Raw genomic sequence first — 18274 nt, 5'->3', positions numbered from 1 at the left:
GCCCCGGACCCGTCCTGGATCGATTGTAGCGCCCCGTCGCCTTGCGGTCTGCTTGCCGGAACATGACCATTCCGTCAGCCGCCGACCCCGAGCCAGTGTCGCACCACCCCGCCGAAGCGCTCGAACAGCGCAGCTTCCGGGAGGTCGGCCTCGACCAGGCTCAGGCCGTCGCGGCTTGCGGCGCGCTCGAGCGCCGCGCTCAGGGCCGCGGCCTCGCCGACCCGCTCGTAGGCGAGGCCGAAGCCGGCGGCGATCGGGCCGAAGTCGATTTGGGTCTCGCGGCGCAGTTGCCGGCGCAGCGCGGCGTCCTCCGGCCAGATCGAAAGATCGAAGATGCCGGGGCCCTTGTTGTTGAGCAGGCAGATGCAGCCGTCGAGCGAGCGCTCGGCGAGCGGCTCCAGGGACGGCAGGTCGTGCAGCATCGCCTGGTCGCCGATCAGCGCCAGCCCGCGCGCCTTGGCGCCGACCAGGGCTCCCAGGAAGGTCGAGAGCGTTCCGTCGATGCCGTTGACGCCGCGGTTGCAGAGGATCGGGTGAGCGGCCTCGCCGGGCCGGCAGAAGAGATTGCCGAGACGCGCGGCCATCGAGTTGGCGAGCAGGGTCAGGCCGAAGCCGGGGGCGTTGCAGGCGACGGCGGCAGCCTGCGCGTCGCCCCAGCCGGCCGCCTCGAGCGCCGCCTCGCGCCGCGCCTCCAGCGCCGCGTCCGCGCCCAGCCAGCGCGCGCGCCAAGCTGCATCGCCGGGGCCGAGCGCCGCGCCGAGCTCGGCCAGCTGGCCCTGCGAGGGGGCGACCAGGATCTCCGGCGCCGCGTGCAGGAAGTCGGCCGCCACCGGCGCGCGCGCGATGCGCAAAACCCGCGCTCCATGCCGGCGCAGGTAGGCGTGCAGGCCGTGGGAGACCGGCGCAGCGCCGACCTGGACGACCAGGTCGGGCGGCTCGCCGGCGAAGTCCGGGCTGAGCACCAGGAGATCGGCCAGCGCCACCAGGTTCGGCGCCGCGGGGCGGCGCAGGCCGCTCGCGGCGTCGGCCAGCAGCGGGAAGCCGCTCGCGCCGGCGAGCTCGGCGATCCAGGCCGGCGGCACCGGGGTCTCGGGCCCGGCGACGATCAGGCCGCGCAGGCCCGGGCGCAGCGCCAGCCGCGCGATCAGCGGCGCCAGGTCCTCCTGCTGCCGCGCCGGCGCGGCCAGGGGGGAGGCCTCACCGGGCGGCAGTTGCAACTCGGCCCGGGTCGCTGCGGCGTCGAGGCTGGCCACCCGCCCAAGCTGGGGCACGTTGATCTGGACCGGACCGCCTGCCGGGCCCGGCAGGGCGAAGCGCAGCGTGTCGGCGAGGCTCAGGCGCAGGGCGGCGAGCGCCGCGGGCTCCGGGCTCGGCTCCGGCAGGTCGAGGGCGGCGGCGACCAGGGCGGCGCACAGCCCCAGGTGGTCGCTCGACTGCGGGCCGCCGCCGGCGCGCTCCTCGTTCGGGCGGTCGCAGGTGACCAGCACCAGTGGCGTGCCCCAGGCCGCGGCTTCCGCGAGCGCCGGCAGCAGGTTGGCGACGGCGCTGCCGGAGGTCGTGACCACGGCCACCGGCCGGCCGGTCGTGCGCGCGATGCCGAGCGCCAGGAAGGCGGCGCCGCGCTCGTCGACCCGCGTCATCGTCTCGAACCGCGGGTCCTGCTGCAGCGTCAGCACCATGGCGGCGCTGCGACCGCCGAGCGTCAGCAGCACGTGGCGAACGCCGGCGCGATGCAGCTCGCCCGCGATCGCCCGGCACCAGAGCAGGTTCAGGTCGAGCCGCTCGCCGCCGCCGACCGGGGCGCCGCCGCTCACCGGGGCGCCCCCGCGCGGGCCTCTCCCAGGCGCTCCGCCAGGGCCTCGATGGTCGGGTAGTTCCAGACCAGGGTCGGCGAAAGCCTGCGGCCGAGCCACTGTTCCAGCCGCGCCATCACCGCCAGGGCCTTCACCGAATCGAGCGCGTAGCTCTCGAAGGAGCGGCGCGGGTCGACCTCCTCCTCGGGCACGGCCAGCTGGGCGGCGAGCTCGGCGACCAGCCAAGCCTCGACCGCTTCAGCGTCCGGGCGCTCGGGCGCGGATTCCGGTGCCGCAGGTGCCGGGGGTTCCGGGGCCGGGGCTGGGGGAGCCGGCGCTGCCACCGGCGTTTCGGGCGCAAGCTGCAGGCCGGCGGCTCGCAGCTGGGCGAGGCGGGTATGGCGGGCCGCGCCGACCATCAGCGCCTCGGCGACCGCGACGACGCCGCGCGCCGCGGGGGCGGCCAGGTCGCCGCCCGCGGCCCAGTCGTTGAAGGCTGCCATCGCCGGACCGCACCAGACCTGATAGTCGAGGCGCCGCTCGGGTTCGCCGACGTTCGCCCACTTCGAGGAGAGGCCCAGGTACCAGCGGAACAGGAGGGCGAGCCGCTGCTTGCCGTCGCTCCGGGCGGCGGCCAGGGCCGGCGGATCGACTTCGCCGAGGTAGCGCTCGCACTCGCTCCAGACCGCCTCCACCGGTTGCCGGAAGATCTCGCGCTCGAGCCGCGCGCGCTCGGCCGCGGGAAGCGCCTCCCAGCTTTCGTGCGCGCGGTAGAGCTCCCAAAGGCGGCGCGCACGGAGCGCGAAGAGCGTGCCGCGCTTGAGGACCTGGACCTGGACGCCGAGCTCGAACATGTCGGCGGCCGGCGCCGTCGCGAGGTCTTCGAAGGTGGCCTCGGCGAGCAGCGCCTTGACCGCCTCGGAGGTGCCGGCCTCGCGGCAGGCCTGGTTGATCGAGCCGGTGACGACATAGTCGGCGCCCAGCGCGAAGGCCGCCGCGACCGCTTCAGGCGTGGCGATGCCGCCGGCGGCGCCGATGCGCGGCGGCTCTGCGTAGCCGTGCCGCACCTGCAGCCGGTCGCGCAGGCGCAGCATCGCCGGAAGCAGTCCGATCAGCGGGCGGCCGTCGGTGTGGCCGCCCGAATCCGCCTCGACCGTCACGTCGCCGGCGACCGGCAGGCCGCGGGCGAGGTCGGCCTGGACCGCCGTGATGCGGCCCTCGGCGACCAGCGCCTCCAGCAGGTCGGCCGGCGGCGGCGAGAGAAACTGCTCGGCGATCCGCGGATGGGACAGCTTGGCGATGACGCGCGTTCCGGCCACAGGCCGGCCGCTGGGTCCTGCCGAGAGGCCGGCCGCGCGGAAGGCGACGACGGCCGGCGTCAGCTCCATGAAGGCCGAGGCCTCGATCACGGTCACGCCGTGCCGCAGGAACAGCGCGACCCGCGCCATCTCCTCCTCCGGACGTTCCGGCGTGTGGATCAGGTTGATCGCCCAGGGGCCGTCGGGCAGGGCCTCGTGCAGACGCACCAGCGCCGCCTCGATTCGCGGCAGCGACAGGCCGGCGGCGCCGAAGGCGGCGAGCAGCCCGGCCCGGCCGAGCGCCACGACTAGCGCCTCGGAGGCGATGCCGCCGGCCATCGCCCCGGCGGCATAGGCCAGCCGGACTCCGTGCGCGCGCCGGAAGGCCGCGCTGCCGAGGGCCTCCGGCGGCAGAGCCGGCACCAGGGCCGCCATCTGCGCGCCGGCCGGCAGCGGCGCCGCCGCCTCGGCCAGCGCGCGGCGGCCGTCGTCGAAGGCGAGGACGGCGAGCGGCCGGGCCAGGTCGAACAGGCGGTCGCGCGACGCCCCGGCCGGCGTCAAGACACGGCCTCCGGCGCCAGCGCCGCGGCGAGCGGCGCGGCGTCGAGGCGCAGTCCCCCGGCCGCGGGCACGACCTGCAGCGACAGGCCGGTCAAGCGCCCCCTGACCCGCCCGTCATGGATCAGGTCGACGTCGGCGACCAGATAGGGCACCGGATCGAGGCCGCGCTCGACGACCTCGAGCCGATAGGTGAAGAGGCTGCGCGAGCCCGGCACCTGGCCGCGGAACTTGACCTTGAGCGGCAGCCCGGCGACCGGCTGGAAGCGCGCGTCCGGCAGTCCGCGCCCGAGGCCGCAGGCGAGCGCGAAGGCCTGGAGCATCTGCATGGCGCCCTCGATCATGCAGGGGCCGGCGAACACCGGGTCGTCGAGGAAATGCGTGCGGATGTACCAGTGCCCGGGATCGAGGTCCTTCTCGGCCACCACCAGCCCCCGGCCGTGCCGCCCGCCGTTGGGCTCCAGCCGGCTCACCCGGTCGATCATCAGCATGTCGGCCGGCGGCAGGCGCAGCGCGCGGCTGGCCGGCGCGCGGTCGGGACCGAGCAGCCGGGCCGCCTGCCCCCGGGAGAAGGCCAGCAGCGCCTCGCGCGACAGCGCCTCAACCGGGCTGTCCAGGCGGTCCCGCGGCGCGCCCCGCGGCGGCCGTCCGCCATCGGTCAGCCCCTGGCCCTCGGCCAGCTCCTCGGCGCTGAAGAAGCCGGCGCAGCAGTCGTCGATGCGCAGCATCGGCCGGCCGTCGACCCTTCCCAGGTAGTCAGAGAAGAACAGCAGCGTCTGGCCGTGCTCGACGAAACGGTCGATGCGGATGTCGTAGGTCACGCGCTGGCCGGCCCGCGGGCGGTCGCCGAGGAAGGTCAGGCTGGCGTCGAGCCAGCGGAATCCTCGGCGGCCCTGAAGGCGCTCGTCGATGCCGAGGCAGCTGAGCAGGACCAGGATGCCCTGGGCGTCCATGGCGAGGTAGGGCGCCTCGCCCTCGACCGCGTGCCAGGCGGGATCGGGCACGTCGTACTCGGTGCTGATCGTCGCCGGGCCGAGAACGCCCCTGCGGTAGTCGGCGGCGGTGACCCGGCTCAGCGCCATGAAGGGCGGTGCCGGCACCCGCACGCGCCGCGGCAGGGCGTCGGCGAAGGCGTAGCCGGGCCCCAGCACCTTCGCCAGGCTGCCCTCGGCGAATTCGCGGATGTCGGCCTCGTCGAACAGCGGGGCCGCGCAGGAGGGCGCGTCCGGCGCTGCCACGGGCGCGCCGGGCGCTGCGAGAGCGGCGAGCTTGACCAGCGCCGCGCGCCGTCCCGCCAGGAAGGCGGCATGACTCCGCGCCGTCCCGATCGCCAGCTCCACGAGAGCCGCGACGGCGGGGTCAGAGGGCGCAGGTGGATGCGGGGCCTCGACCGCCGCCGGCACAGCGGGCGCCTCGGGCGTCTGGACCGCGCGAGTGCGCGGCAGGGAATCGAGCGCGCTGCCGATGTCGTGGTCGCCGAGCTCGATGCGGATCGGCATCCGCGCCGGCGCCGGCGGCTCGGGCAGCAGCGCGGCCCAGCGGCCCGGCGCGATCGGCGCCCGCTGCGCCAGCAGGGCCGCGAGCAGGCGCGTGACGGTGACGCTGTCGCTGGCGCCGCGCCGGTTGACCGGCAGCGCCAGGTGCGGCCGCTCCCCCAGGGTCGCCGCGACCCAGCGGCTGCAGGTCGCCCCGGCCCCGATCTCGATGAAGAAGCGGGCGCCCTCGCCATAGAGACGCTCGACCGTCGCCGGGAAGTCGACCGGCCGGGCGATGCCCTCGACCACCAGATCGGCGAGGGCCAGGGGATCGGCCGGTGCGGCCACCGGCGGCCCGTCCCCGGCCGAGAACAGGTAGCCCGGCTCCTTGCCGCGCGGGCTGCCGACCGGGCGCTCGAGCAGCGCCCGGAGCGCTGGCCGCTCGCTCTCGACCGGCGGACAGTGGATCGCCAGCGCGCCGCCGGTGCGCAGCCGATCGCAGCCGAGGCGCTCCGCGACCCGCCGGCAGGCGGCCTCCTCGCCGGCGACGACGCATTCGGCCGGTGCGTTGACGTGGGTCAGGTAGACCCGCCGTTCGCCGGCGAGCGCCTTGCGCACCGCGGCCGGCTCGGCGGTCAGCACCAGGCTGGTCCAGTCGAGCGGCGCCGCCGGCTCCAGGTCCCAGAGCTCGCGCACCGCGCGCTTGTCGCCGCTCAGTCGCTCGACGACGCTCTCGCTGGCGCCGACCGCCTGCAGCCAGTCCTCCGACAGCCGCCAGGCGCCGCCGGCGACCAGCATCGAGAGCTCGCCCATCGAATGGCCGCAGGCGAAGTCCGGCTCCAGGCCGAGGCGTGCCGAGAGCAGCCGGGCATAGCCGACCGAGAAGATCAGGGTCGTCTTGAGCGCCGTCAGCCCGTCGCTCAGCAGCGCCTCGTCCGCCGCCTCCAGCGCGGCCGGACCGACCCGGCCGAAGGCGGTCGGATAGACCAGGTCGGCGGAGAGCGCCGCCGCCGGGTTCGCGAAGGCGGCCTCGATCTCCTGCAGCGCCTCCGGAGCCAGGGCGAAGAGCTCGCTGGCCAGTCCCGGCCCGACCGAGCCGATGCCGGGATAGACGAAGGCGATCTTGCCGCCCTGGCCAAGCGGCCGCGGCGCGCAGCAGCTGCCGGCCGGCGTCTGCCAAGGGCGCGCCTCGGCGAAGGCCGCCGGCAGGCTGGCGCGGGCGAGCGCGATCTCCTGCTCCAGTCCGGCCTGGTCGCGCGCGACCAGGACCAGCGCCAGGCCGTCGGCGGGCGCCGCCTCCAGCCGCTCCCGCGCGATCGTCGCGAGCGGCCGCCTGTCCTCGGCGAGCCGGTCGAGTCCGGCCAGCAGCCCCGCCAGGTCGCCGGCGAAGACCGGCAGGGGCAGCGGCGGCGCCTCGGACAGCCCGAGGCGCGCTCGCGGAGGCCGCTCGCCTTCGGCGCCGACGCCGCCGTCCGCACTCTCGCCGGCTTCCGAGAGCAGCAGGTGAAGACTGCGCCCGTCGAGACCGAGGCCCTGGACCGCGGCACGGCGCGGGCCGGTCCGCCGGAGCCAGGGGCGGGCGCCGCCGCCGATGACGAGCCTGCCGGCGTCGCCCGGCAGGCCGGCGCGCGGTCCGGCCCAGGCGGGCTGGGCGGGCAGCACCCGATCGAACAGGCAGAGGGCCGTTCGGATCACGCCGAGCAGGCCGGAGGCGGCGCCGGTATGGCCGATCTGCGCCTTGGCGCTGCCCAGGACGCAGGGCGCGGCGCCCGGGCCGTAGACCCGGACCAGTCCCTCGAGCTCCAGGGCGTCCTCCACGGCCGAGCCGCCGGCGAAGGCCTCGAGCATGCCGACCTCCTCGGCAGCCACGCCGGCTTCGGCGAGCGCGGCCCTGGCGCTTCGCTCGACCGCCCCGGCCAGGTCTCCCGAGGCCGGCGCCTCGGCGAGGGCCTCGACGCAGGCGTAGGCGCGGCGTCCTTCGGCACGGGCCCGGGAGGCGCGCTGCAGCACCAGGGCGCCGGCACCTTCGCCCGGCCACCAGCCACCCGACGGCGACAGCGCGAAGCCCGGCGAGGCCGACTCCTGCCCGCGCAGCAGCCGACGCAGCCAGATAGCCTCCGGCCCGCCGGCCAGGTCGACTGCGCCGACCAGCACGGCGTCGGCCTCGCCGGCACGGAGCAGCAGCTCGGCGATGGCGATCGCCTGCAGGCCGCCGTTCTCCTCGGCAGAGACGGTGAAGTTGGGTGCCGGGAAGTCCCACAGCGCGGTGATGCGGCTGGCCAAGAGGTTGCCGATGTAGCCGAGGAAGTCGCCGGGATCGCAGGCCGGGTGCAGGGCGTCGCGCAGGGCCGCCGCCAGTCGGTCGCGCTCTTCGTCCGGCAGCGCCGCGCCCTTGTCGGCCAGGGCTTCGGCGAGGCGCGCCTCGCTGTCCCAGCGCGCGCGCAGCCGATGCACCGACAGCTCCGCCTCGGCGGCGACGACGACGGCGACCCGGGCGCCTTCCTCGATCCCGGCATCGCGCAGGGCCGCGTCGGCGACCGAGAGCATCAGCAGCTGTTGCGGATTGAGGCGCTCGAGCTCGCGCGGCGGCAGCCGGTAGCGCAGGGCGTCGAGCTCCAGGCGCTCGATCCAGGCGCCGCGCGGCGGCTCGCCGCGAAGCTGGGCCTCCAGACCGCTCCAGCGTCGCGCCGGCAGGGCGCGCGCATCCGCCTCGCCCTCCGGCAGGCGGCGGCGCCAGGCCTCCAGCGTATCCGCCGAGCCGACCTGGGCGCCGAGGCCGACGATCGCCAGGGGCTCCCGCTCGGCCAGGGGCGCCGGCGCGGCGCACTCCTCACCGAGGTCGGCCTCATCCTCCAGGATCATGTGCGCGTTGGTGCCGCCGAAGCCGAAGGCGTTGACCGCGGCACGGCGGCGGCCGGGCGTGCGCTCGGGCCAGGCCTGTTCGTCACGCACGATCTGCCCGGCGCCGGCCCGCCCGTCGTCGGAGGCGAGCGGCCTCTCGATGCCGATGGTCGGGGGAATGCGCCCCTGCTCCATGGCCAGCAGGGTCTTGAGCGCGCCGACGCCGCCGGCGGCCGTCAGAAGGTGGCCGACGTTGGACTTCACGGCGCCGAGCGGTGGCATGGCCGAGGCGCCGCCGCCGAAGACCTCCGCCAGCACGTTGAGCTCGCTGCGGTCGCCGACGCGGGTGCCGGTCGCGTGGCATTCGACGTAGTCGATGGCCGAGGGCGGCAGGCCCGCCTCCTCGTAGGCCCGCGCGCAGGCGAGGCGCTGGCCGCGGGCGTTGGGCGTGATGATGTGCTGGCCGCGGCCGTCGCTGGCGAGGCCGATGCCGCGGATCACGGCGCGGACCGGCTGCCGGTCGGCGCGCGCGTCTGACAGCCTGCGGACGACGAAGGCGACGCCGCCCTGCCCCAGCGCCAGGCCCTCGGATCCGGCGTCGAGCGGCCGGCTTCGGCTGCCCGCCGGCAGGGCGTGCAGGGCGGCAAAGCCGAGGCTCGCGTAAAGCGGATCGATGGTGCTGGCCGCGGTCATCACCATGCTGTCGGCCTGCCCGGCCCAGAGATGCAGCGCGGCGAGCTTCAGGGCGTAGAGCGAGGTCGCGCAGGCGGCGTCGAGGGCATAGCGCGGCCCGCCGAGCGACAGGGCGCGGGACAGAAGCCCCGGCACGTAGCCGGCGATCAGCGCGTTCTCCGGTGCGGGTGCGTCCCCGGGCTCGGCGAAGCGGAAGTCCCCGTCCCCCAGCGCTGCGCCCAGGCCCGCTTCGATCGGCGGGTCGTAGAGCGCACGAAACAGCCGCGTCGACTGCTGTGTGGTGCCCCAGGAGTAGGCGCCGAGCAGCAGGCCGCACCGCCCACGCGCGAGCGGTCCGCCGGCTTCGGCCTCGGCGAGCGCCGCCTTCGCCAGATGCAGCGGCCAGCGCACCAGCGGGCCGTGGCGTGCCAGCTCCTCCGCGGAGACGGCGTAGCCCTCCCACGGTACCTCGGCATCGCGCAGCCACGCACCCTGCAGGCTGCACAGGCGATCCGGGACGCCGCGCTCCGGGCTGTAGACGGCAGCGGGATCCAGCCCGAAGTCCGCGGCGGTCGCCTCGCTCATGGCGTCCCAGCCTTCCAGCAGGCGGCGCCAGAAGGCCTCCGCGTCGGACGCCCCCGGCAGCAGGGTCGACAGGCCGACGATGGCGAGAGGCTCGCGGTCCATGGCGCGCCGCGGGGTCAGGCGCTGCGCCGGGCGGCGGCGCGTGCGGACAGCGGGTGCTCGCGGCCGACGACGACGCCCTCGAAGCCGCTCATCCAGAGCAGCGCGCGACCGCCGGCGTCGAACAGCGCGAGGTCGGCGACCAGCCGCTCGTCGTCCAGCTCGCGGATCGCCACGCGGGCGCTCAGCGTGCCCTCGGCGGCCGGTGTCGCGGGCCAGACGATGCGCTCGACTCGGCTCGGCAGGCAGCCCGCCCCGCGCTGCGCCTGGAGCCAGACGAGCAGGGCGTGGGTCGCCAGATCGTAGGCGAGGGGGTTGCGCGCGCCCTCGCGGACCGCGGCGGGCAGCCGGAGAGTCACCGTCGCCCCGGTCGAATCCAGGCGGTCGACCCGGCTCACCCCACGGAAGCCGGGGCCATAGGCGATCGGCCCCTCCAGGTAGGCCGCCGGGTCGTGGGTGCCGCCGTCCGTGCCGGGCTCGAAGGCGAGGGGGCATTCCGCCGCGGCCCCGGTCAGCAGCCGCGCCCGGTAGTAGGGCCGCTCGCCGGACGCCGCCCCGGCATCGAGGATCGCGGCCTCGAAGCTGCCGTCTCCGCCGTCGCTGCCGTCGATCCGCAGGTCGAGCGGCGCGCTTTCTCCCTCCTCGAGGATCAGCCCCCGGAGAACCCGAAAGTCCTCCACCGTCGCGGCCGTGGTCCCTCGCGCCTCCAGCTCGGCCAGCATCCAGGCGAGCGGCCAGGCCGCCGGCACGACCGCCCGGCCGTCGATGACGTGCTCCGCCAGCAGCGGCGTCTCCGCGAGGCCGAAGCGGCGCGGCGCGCCTGGCCTGGCGGCCGGCTCCGAGAGGTCGTCTCCGAGGACGAGGTGCGCCGCGCCGCCTTGCCTCAGGGCGGCCAGGAAGAGGGCGCAACCCGTCTCCGGCTCGATCGGCCGGATGCCGCGCTCGGCGAAGCGCCGCGCCAGCTCGGGCGTCACCATGCCCGCGCGCCAGGGACCCCAGGCGAGGGCGACGACGCGGGTGTCGGGCAGGGTCTCGGCCAGGCGCTCGGCGGTCCGGTCGAGCACGGCATTGGCCATCGCATAGTCGCTCTGGCCGACGTTGCCGAAGGCGGCGGCGGTCGAGGAGAAGAGCGCCAGGAGCTTGAGGCCCGCCGGATCGAGCAGGCGGAGCAGCGTCGAGAGGCCCTCCACCTTGGGCCGGAAGACGGTGGCGAAATCCTCCGGGCGCTTCTCGCCGATGCGGCGGTCGGCCAGGGCGCCGGCGCCGTGGATCACGCCGGCGACCGGCCCGGCCTCGGAAAGCACCGCCGCCAGCGCCGCCGAATCGGCGACGTCGACGGCACGGTAGTCGGCCTCGATGCCCGCCTCCCGCAGGCTCGCCAGGCGAGCCCGCAGCAGTCGCGCCGCGACGATCGGCGCCACCGCGGCCTCGACCGCGCGCGGCGTCGGCCGCCCCTCGGCCGACAGCGCCTCGATCGCCCGCGCGCGCAGCGACGCCTTCTCGGCGCCCTCGGCCCAGGCTGGCTCGGCGACGTCGAGCGCGCTGCGCCCGAGCAACAGGAGGCGGCATCCGCTGGCGCGGGCCAGCGCTTCCGCAGCCTCGGCCGTGATGCCGCGGCCGCCGCCGGTCACCAGGACCAGGTCGCCGGGCGCCACCGGCAGGGACCCCTCGTCGGGAAGCGTGACGGGTTCGAGGCGCAGGGCGCGCCGCGTCCCCACCCCGAGACTCACCACGGGTGCGCCGGCGCCCACGTCGCTCAGCTCGGCGACAGCGGCCCGGGCGAGCGCGAGCGGCGACAGGCCGGCCTCGGCTTCGAGCGCGCGCAGCCGTGCCGAGGGCCATTCCTGCGCCAGGCTGCGCACCAGGCCGCGCAGGCCGGCGGCGGCGGCCTCGGCCCGGGCCGGTACCAGCGTCAGGAAGGCCGGCGCCTCGGCCGCGAGGAAGCGTGCGTCGAGACAGCCGGCGAGATCCAGCGCCGCTGCGAGCGGCGCCGTCGGGCCGAGCGGGTCGTCCTGCCCGGCGGTGCCGGCCGTAGTCTCGGGCCAGCAGAAGATCGCGCCGGCGATCGGCGGAAACAGTCGCTCGATGCGCGCCAGCGCAGCCTCGAGCGTGGCGCGGCCCGCCTCGGCGAGAGGCAGGCGGTGGATCGTCTCCGGCAGCTCGACCGCCACGGACTCCGGGAGCGTGCACGCCTGCAGCACGACAACGGTCGCGCCGGCCTGCTCCAGAAGCTGCGCCAGCTCGGCGGCCAGGCGACCGCCCCCGTCGTAGAGGACCAGCGTCCCCCCGGGCAGGGCTCGCCCCGGACAGGCCTGCGGCAGATCCGACCAGAGCAGGCGTCCGGTGGCGACGTGGCGCGGCGGCGCCACGACCTTCGCCCTATCGTTCGGCGCCCTATCGTTCGGCGCCCTATCGTTCGGCCTATCGTTCTGGGCCGTATCGTTCTGGGCCGTATCGTTCTGGTTGGCCGGTGCCGCGGCGCCCGTGATGGCTTCGCTGGCGACCGAGGCGGCGGCACCGGCGAGCAGGCGCGCGACCGAGCCGAGGGTGCGCGCGCCGGCCAGGGCCCGCTGGTCCGGCCAGTCCACCGACTCCCGCTCGAGGGCATGGCGCAGGGCGGCCAGGATCTCGACGCGCTTGATCGAATCGATCCCCAGGTCCGCCTCGATGTCGAGCTCCGGCGCCAGCATGTCCGCCGGATAGCCGGTCTTGTCGGCGACGATGCCGGTGAGCATCGCGCTCAGCGCCTCGAGGTCTCCGGGGGCGTCCGCCGCGCCTTGTCCGGGGGCCGAGACAGGCGACTCCGCCGGAGCCGGTCCCGCCGCAGGGCCGGCGACGTGGTGGACCAGGATGTCGGCCAGCGCCCGCAGGCTGCGCGCGCCGCCGAGCGCCGCCTTCGGCAGCGGGCCGGCAGCCTCGCCGGCCGCACCGAGAGCGCGCCGCACCGCGGCCAGGATCTCGACGCGCTTGATCGAATCGACGCCGAGGTCGGCCTCCAGGTCCATGCCGGGTTCGAGAAAGGCCGCGGGATAGCCGGTCGCTTCGGCGACGATGTTCAGCAGGACCGGCATCAGGTCGCCGGTTCCCGTTTCGGGCTGCGCCGCGGGGGTTTCGGGCTGCGCCGCGGGGGGTTCCGGCTGCGCCGCAGGAGTGGCGGCGGCCTCGAGCGGGCGCGGCGGCGCCGGAGAGGTCTCTGCGGGTGGCGCCACCCACGGCGGAGCCGCCGGGGCGGGCACGTCGCCGGGCAGCAGCAGGCCATGAACCTGCCCGCGCTGGCCCGCCAGGAAGTCCGCGTGCAGCCGGGTCACTCCGGCCTGCTGTGCGGCGACCCTTTCGAACAGTCCGGGCTCGGCGCCGCTGCGCCGCAGCTCCGCGAGCAGCCGGGCCTGTTCCGTCTGCAGCGTCAAAAACTCGCGGTGGGCGCCGAGCGTCGCGTCCTCCAGGTCGAGCGCCCGGCCGAGGAGCGGCGTCGTCGCCGGCGCTGCACCGACGGGCCGGGCCTCGGCCGGCCGCGCCGCTTGGCGCGGCGAGACCTCGGCGGCCGCACCCGCCGTCGGAGCAATCGGGGTACGGGCGAGCTCGGTGAGCCGCTGCTCGGCCGTCCGGCGGCGCTCCGCCGCGCCGAAGGAATCGCCGTCGATCCAGACCAGCGCGCCATGGTCGGCCAGGGCTGCCGGGCGCGCCGGACGCTTGACCGGGCGCGGCTCCTCCAGCGCCAGGCCGGCGACGCGAAGCTGCAAGAGCGCGCCGCGCAGCCATCGCTCCCCATCGCCGCCGCGACCGGGATCCAGCGCCACGGCCAGGTGCGGCCGCTCGCCGAGGGTCGCTCCGACCAGGCGGGTCAGCACGCTGCGCGGGCCGATCTCGACGAAGATCCGGCCGCCCGCCGCGTAGATCGCCTCGAGGTTCTCCTGGAACAACACCGGGGCGAAGGGCTGGCCGGCCAGGGCCTCGCGCACCCGCTCGCTCTCGGGCTCGTGGAAGCCGCCGCCCCGGTTGCCGGCGACCTGCAACCTCGGCGCCGCGATCGCGGCCTCCTCGAGGACCCGCCGCCAGGGGGCCTCGGCGTAGCCGACGCTGGGGGTGTGGAAGGCAGCGGCGACCGGCAGGCGAACCGCCGCGTGCCCGAGCTCGGCGAGCCGCGCCTGCGCCGCCTCGACGGCGGGCGTCGGGCCGCCGATGACGGTCTGGCGCGGTGCATTGGCGTTGGCCAGCCGCATGCCCGGCAGGCCGTCCAGGAGACCCTCCACGGCCTCGCGGTCCAGCTCCACGGCCAGCAGCCCGCCCGGGTCGGAGCCATCCTCCGGCGGCGTCAGCGCCCGGCCGCGCGCCAGAACCAAGTCGAGGTAGGTCTCCTCCTCGAGCGCGCCGGCCGCCGCCAGGGCGCTCAGCTCGCCGAAGCTGTGGCCCGCGGCGAAGCGGGGTCGGAAGCCGGCGCTCTCGAGCACCCGCAGCAGGCCGAGCGAGAGCGCGCCGACTCCACCCTGGGCGTAGAGGGTCCGGCGCAGGGCCGCTTCCTGTCCCTCGTCTCTGCCAGCCGGATTCGGGGGTGGGTAGAGAACCGAGGAGAGCGGCTCCAGGCCGGCCGCCGCATAGCGGGCGTCCAGCCGCTCCACCGCCCTGCGCATCTGGGGAAAGGCGACAGCCAGCTCGGCGCCCATGCCGGCGTACTGCGAGCCCTGCCCGGGAAACAGCGCGACCAGGGCGTCCGGCGTCGCCTCGGCCAGGGCCGCGGGGCGATAGTGGATGCCGCCGGGCAGCGACCAGGGGTCCACGCCGCCGCGCTCGTCCAGCGTCCGCGCCGCCAGCACCAGGGCCTCGGCGGCTTCGGCGGGTCCGGCCGCCAGGAAGCCGAGGCGCGGTCGCTCAGGCGCCGGCGCCGGGGCCTCCGCGAGCTCGGCCAGTGTGGCGGGCGCGTCGCTCCCGGCGAGGCGTCCGGCAAGGTCGCGGCAGCGCTCGGCCAGGGCCGCGGGGTCCGCGGCCTCGACCAGGATGCCCACCGGGCTCGCCGCCAGCGGCAGCGGCTCGAGCGGGCTCGGCGCCTCCTCGAGCAGGACATGGACGTTGGCGCCGCCGAAGCCGAAGGCGCTGACGCCGGCGCGGCGCGGCCGCTGCGGGCGTGCCAGCCAGGGCCGTGTCCGCGTGTTCAGGTAGAAGGGCGTGCCCGCCACCTCGAGGCCGTGGTTGGGATCGGTCACGCCGAGCGTCGGCGGCAACGTCCGGTGGTGGAGGCTCAAGGCCGTCTTGATCAGGCTGGCGGCGCCGGCCGCCGCCTTGGTGTGGCCGATCTGCGACTTGACGCTGCCGAGCGCGATCGAGCCGGGCGCGGCCCGGTCGAAGGCCAGGTGCAGCGCCTCGAGCTCGACCGCGTCGCCAACCTCGGTGCCGGTGGCGTGGGCCTCGATCAGGTCGACGCCCTCGCCGGCCAGGCCCGCGGCGTCCAGCGCTTCCCGGATCGCGCGCGCCTGACCTTCGGCGCGCGGCGCATAGATGCTCTTGGAGCGGCCGTCGCTGGTCATGCCGTAGCCGCGCAGCACTGCGTAGATCCGGTCGCCGTCCCGCTCGGCGTCGGCCAGGCGCTTGAGCACCAGCAGCCCGGCGCCCTCGGAGATCACCGTGCCGTCGGCCGCCGCATCGAAAGCTCGCACCCGCCCGCCCGGAGACAGCGCCGGCGTCTTGGAGAAGCTGAGGTAGGCCGTCAGGCCATTGTCGGTATCGAGGCCGCCGGTAAGCATCCGGTCGGCCCGCCCGGCCGACAGCGCGTCCATCGCCAAGCCGACGGCACAGAGGCTGCTGGCGCAGGCGGCATCGACGGCGAAGGCCGGGCCGCCGAGGTCGAAGCGGTTGGCGATGCGCCCGGCGACGACGTTGGCGAGGAAGCCGGGAAAGCTGGTCTCCTCCCATTGCGGGTAGAGACGCCGCATCGCCGAGGCGATCTCGGCCACCCGCTCCTCCGCGAGGCCCTGCTCGCGCAGCACGCTCTCCCACAGGGGCACTTCGAGGCCCGCGCGCAGGTCCTGGAGCGACTTCATGGTGGTGCCGGCAAGGCCGAGAATGACGCCGGTGCGCGCGTGATCGACGACTCCGGGCGGACAGCCGGCGTCCTGGAGCGCGGCCCTGGCCGCATAGAGGCCCAGCAGCTGGCTGGCGTCGACCGACTCCAGCGCCTTGGGCGGCAGCCCGAAGGCCAGGGGATCGAAGGGCACGGGCGGCAGGAAGCCACCGCGCGCGGAATAGGCCCGGTCGCGCGACGCACTGTCCGAATCGAGGTAGAGGTCGCGCCGCCAGCGCCCCGGCGGCAGATCCCGGATGCAATCGACGCCGTGCAGGATGTTCGACCAGAAGCCGGCGAGGTCCGCAGCCTCGGGCATGACCGCGGACAGCCCGACGATGGCGATCGCCGCCCGGCGCCCCTCCCCGCCGGACTCGGTCGCCTTCGCGCTTCCTGGAGTTGTACTGCCCGCCACTGGAACCCCCAAAATGAACGGCCGGCCCGAACTACCCTGCCCGGACCGGCCGCTGAACTCTCGTGCCGACCGCGCCCGAGGGCGGCCGGTCCGATCCGCCGACCTCAGGGGTTGCTGAAGGCGGCCACGTAGCGCAACGGCTGACGCCACACGAAGGAAGCGCCCTCCTTGAGATTGCGCGCGACCTCGGCCGCGTTCTCAGGGCCGATCGCGTCGGACAGGCGCGAGTGGTTGTGCTTGCCGTCCGGATCAAAGTCAGCGAGGTCGTCGGCGCCGATCAGCACCAGATAGGTGCTGAGCTGGCCGCTGGCCGGCCGATGCACGGTGATTCGCACCGGGTTGGACGACTTCCGGTTGGCCTCCATGAACTGGCGGGCCGCGCCACGGAAGGCGTCGCTCTTCTCCCCGTCGACCTTGAGGCCGTAGGCCATGACATAGGGCTTCGGACCGTTCACCTCGCCGGCCTCGGCGACCGTGTGCATCAGCTCGGATCCCAGGCCCTTGACGCCGCCGCGGGCCTTCTGCGCCGCCGTCGCCGCCTTCGCCTCGCCATGCTTGTCGACCATCGCGGCAGCGTGGTTGTCCGGATGCAGTTCGGCATGGGACTTGTGGGGAAACCAGACGTAGGCAACGTCGGAAGGACCGTGAAGCGGCACGTAGGTGAAGAAGCGCTGCCCCTTCTTGTGCTCCTTCGTGGCCTCCACGGCCTTGGTTACGAACTCCTTGAAGTGCGGATCCTTGCGATCGTAGTGGACCACGATGAGCGAAGCCTGCCCCTTCATGCCAATTCCTCCTTGCCTGTTTGTGAAACATAAAAGAGGTGCAATCCGCGGGCAGCATCGGTTGGCCGATCTGCGCCGCAATCGCTAACGAGGCGATTTGTCAGTAAGTAGCGCCACGACCCCTTTGCCCCTTTTCGCGCAACGAATGTGCGATGGCCGCACGGAGCGGTCAAGTTAAACCCCTGTCACGACGCGACGAAACACGACGGGGAAACGAAGCGGCCGGCCGAGGTCGTTCCGGCTGGGAAAGCCCGAGCCTTGCAATCGGCCGCGAATGCACGTGGAATGGAACGCGGGGTGGTCGGCGCGGTGCCCACTGGCACATCCGCAACCGGGGCCGCTAGGGGGGGCAGGGATGCTGGGTCGTCGCAACGAGCGGACGACGAAGGAAGAGGCGCGCGACAAGGCGCCGGCCGCTGCGAAGGCAGCCACACCACAGGACATCGGCCGACTGGCGCGCCTCACCTCGCCGCGCGGCTGGCTGGTCGCCCTGACCCTGGCGATCGTCACGCTGGGCGGGATCGCATGGGGCATCCTCGGCGAGATCCGCGTCGACGTCAGCGGCCTCGGCGTCATCGAGTACGAGGGCGGCGTGCTCCAGGAGCTCCGCGCCCCCGCCGCCGGCCGACTCGAGCGGCTGGCCGTCGGCGTCGGCGCGGAGCTCGCCGAGGGCGACCTCGTCGCCGTCGTCCGGGTCGGCACCGATCGCGAGGAGCTGAGCGGCGAGCAGCGCCTCCTGGCCACCCTGAAGAGCGAGCGGGAGCGCCGCGGGGCCGCGGTCCAGCGGGAGATCGAGCGGCGGCGCGGGGCGACGCAGGCGACGATCGCCAGCCTCGAGGAGAAGACCGCGGTGCTCGAGGAGCGCGTGGCGGACTACCGGCCCTACCTCGCCCAGCTCGAGCGGGAGATGGATCAGGGGCTGGTCCTGCGCCAGCGCGTCGAGCAGGTCCGCAGCGACCTCAACGACGCTCGGGTCGCCCTCGCGACCACGCGCAGCGACATTCAGAACGCCCGTGCGGAGCTCGGCCAGTTCATCGCCACGCAGGAGAGCTCCCTCGACGAACTCGACAACCAGATCGTCGAGTCGGAAAGCAAAGTCGCCGAGCTCCACTCCCTGGTCGCGGAGAGCTCCCGGATCGTCGCGCCGCGCGCCGGCCGCGTCGTCGCCGTCGAGGCCCGCGAGGGCGACGAGCTGGCGGCCGGCTCACCGGTCGTGCAGCTCGAAAGCGCGACCAGCAGCCTGCAGCTCTACGGCTATTTCCGTCCGGGAGACGGCAAGCGGGTCAGGCCGGGCATGGCCGCGCAGGTGTCCCCGGATACGGTCGAGCCGGAGATCTACGGGACCCTTGTCGGCACCGTCGTTTCGGTCGGGGCGCAGCCGGCAACGGAGGCGGAGCTGCGCAACGAGATCGACAACGAGACTCTCGTGCAGCAACTGCTCAAGGGCGGCGCACCGATCGAGGTCGTCATCTCGTTGACCGCCGACCCGCACACCGCGAGCGGCCTGGCCTGGACCTCTTCGGTCGGCCCACCCTACCGCGTCACCGCCGGCACGACGGCGGCGGCCAAGGTCGCGGTCCAGGAGGATCCGCCGCTCGCCTACATCATCCCGATCTTCGGCACCTGGTTCCACGGAGGCGGCGTGTGAGACAAGCCGCCGTCACGCCCGCGCTCGCTGCGGGCGCGGGCGGCGCGGCCCGCGGC

6 protein-coding genes are annotated in these 18274 nt (G+C 75.2%); 1 reads left to right on the top strand and 5 read right to left on the bottom strand.

Annotated features, from left to right (window positions below; genetic code table 11):
- Window positions 1-74: 74 nt before the first annotated feature.
- The 5 genes from menD to WD341_RS16560 all read right to left on the bottom strand — a co-directional run bounded on the left by menD (window position 75) and on the right by WD341_RS16560 (window position 16570).
- Window positions 75-1814 (bottom strand): 2-succinyl-5-enolpyruvyl-6-hydroxy-3-cyclohexene-1-carboxylic-acid synthase, encoded by a 1740-nt coding sequence (gene menD / locus WD341_RS16580; protein WP_368426592.1) that lies wholly within the window; start codon window positions 1812-1814, stop codon window positions 75-77.
- Window positions 1811-3652 carry a PfaD family polyunsaturated fatty acid/polyketide biosynthesis protein gene (locus WD341_RS16575; protein ID WP_368426591.1) on the bottom strand — a complete coding sequence of 614 codons (1842 nt, stop codon included), beginning with the start codon at window positions 3650-3652 and terminating at the stop codon, window positions 1811-1813. The genes menD and WD341_RS16575 overlap by 4 nt, the downstream gene beginning before the upstream one ends.
- Complete coding sequence (locus WD341_RS16570) at window positions 3649-9324, bottom strand: beta-ketoacyl synthase N-terminal-like domain-containing protein (protein ID WP_368426590.1); 5676 nt, start codon at window positions 9322-9324, stop codon at window positions 3649-3651. The genes WD341_RS16575 and WD341_RS16570 overlap by 4 nt, the downstream gene beginning before the upstream one ends.
- 14 nt (window positions 9325-9338) lie before the next feature.
- Window positions 9339-15788 carry a beta-ketoacyl synthase N-terminal-like domain-containing protein gene (locus WD341_RS16565; protein ID WP_368426589.1) on the bottom strand — a complete coding sequence of 2150 codons (6450 nt, stop codon included), beginning with the start codon at window positions 15786-15788 and terminating at the stop codon, window positions 9339-9341.
- A gap of 104 nt (window positions 15789-15892) precedes the next feature.
- A complete protein-coding gene (locus WD341_RS16560) occupies window positions 15893-16570 on the bottom strand; it encodes a hypothetical protein (RefSeq protein ID WP_368426588.1) in 678 nt (225 codons plus the stop codon).
- A gap of 355 nt (window positions 16571-16925) precedes the next feature.
- On the opposite strand from WD341_RS16560, the gene WD341_RS16555 reads away from it, so the two are divergent.
- Window positions 16926-18218 (top strand): NHLP bacteriocin system secretion protein, encoded by a 1293-nt coding sequence (locus WD341_RS16555; protein ID WP_368426587.1) that lies wholly within the window; start codon window positions 16926-16928, stop codon window positions 18216-18218.
- The last annotated feature ends 56 nt before the right edge of the window (window positions 18219-18274 follow it).

Origin of the sequence: Tistlia sp. (assembly GCF_040905785.1) — a bacterium.
Lineage (GTDB): Bacteria > Pseudomonadota > Alphaproteobacteria > Kiloniellales > DSM-21159 > Tistlia.
The sequence above is the reverse complement of the archived record's forward strand: the minus strand, read 5'-3'. Positions and strand labels throughout refer to the sequence as shown.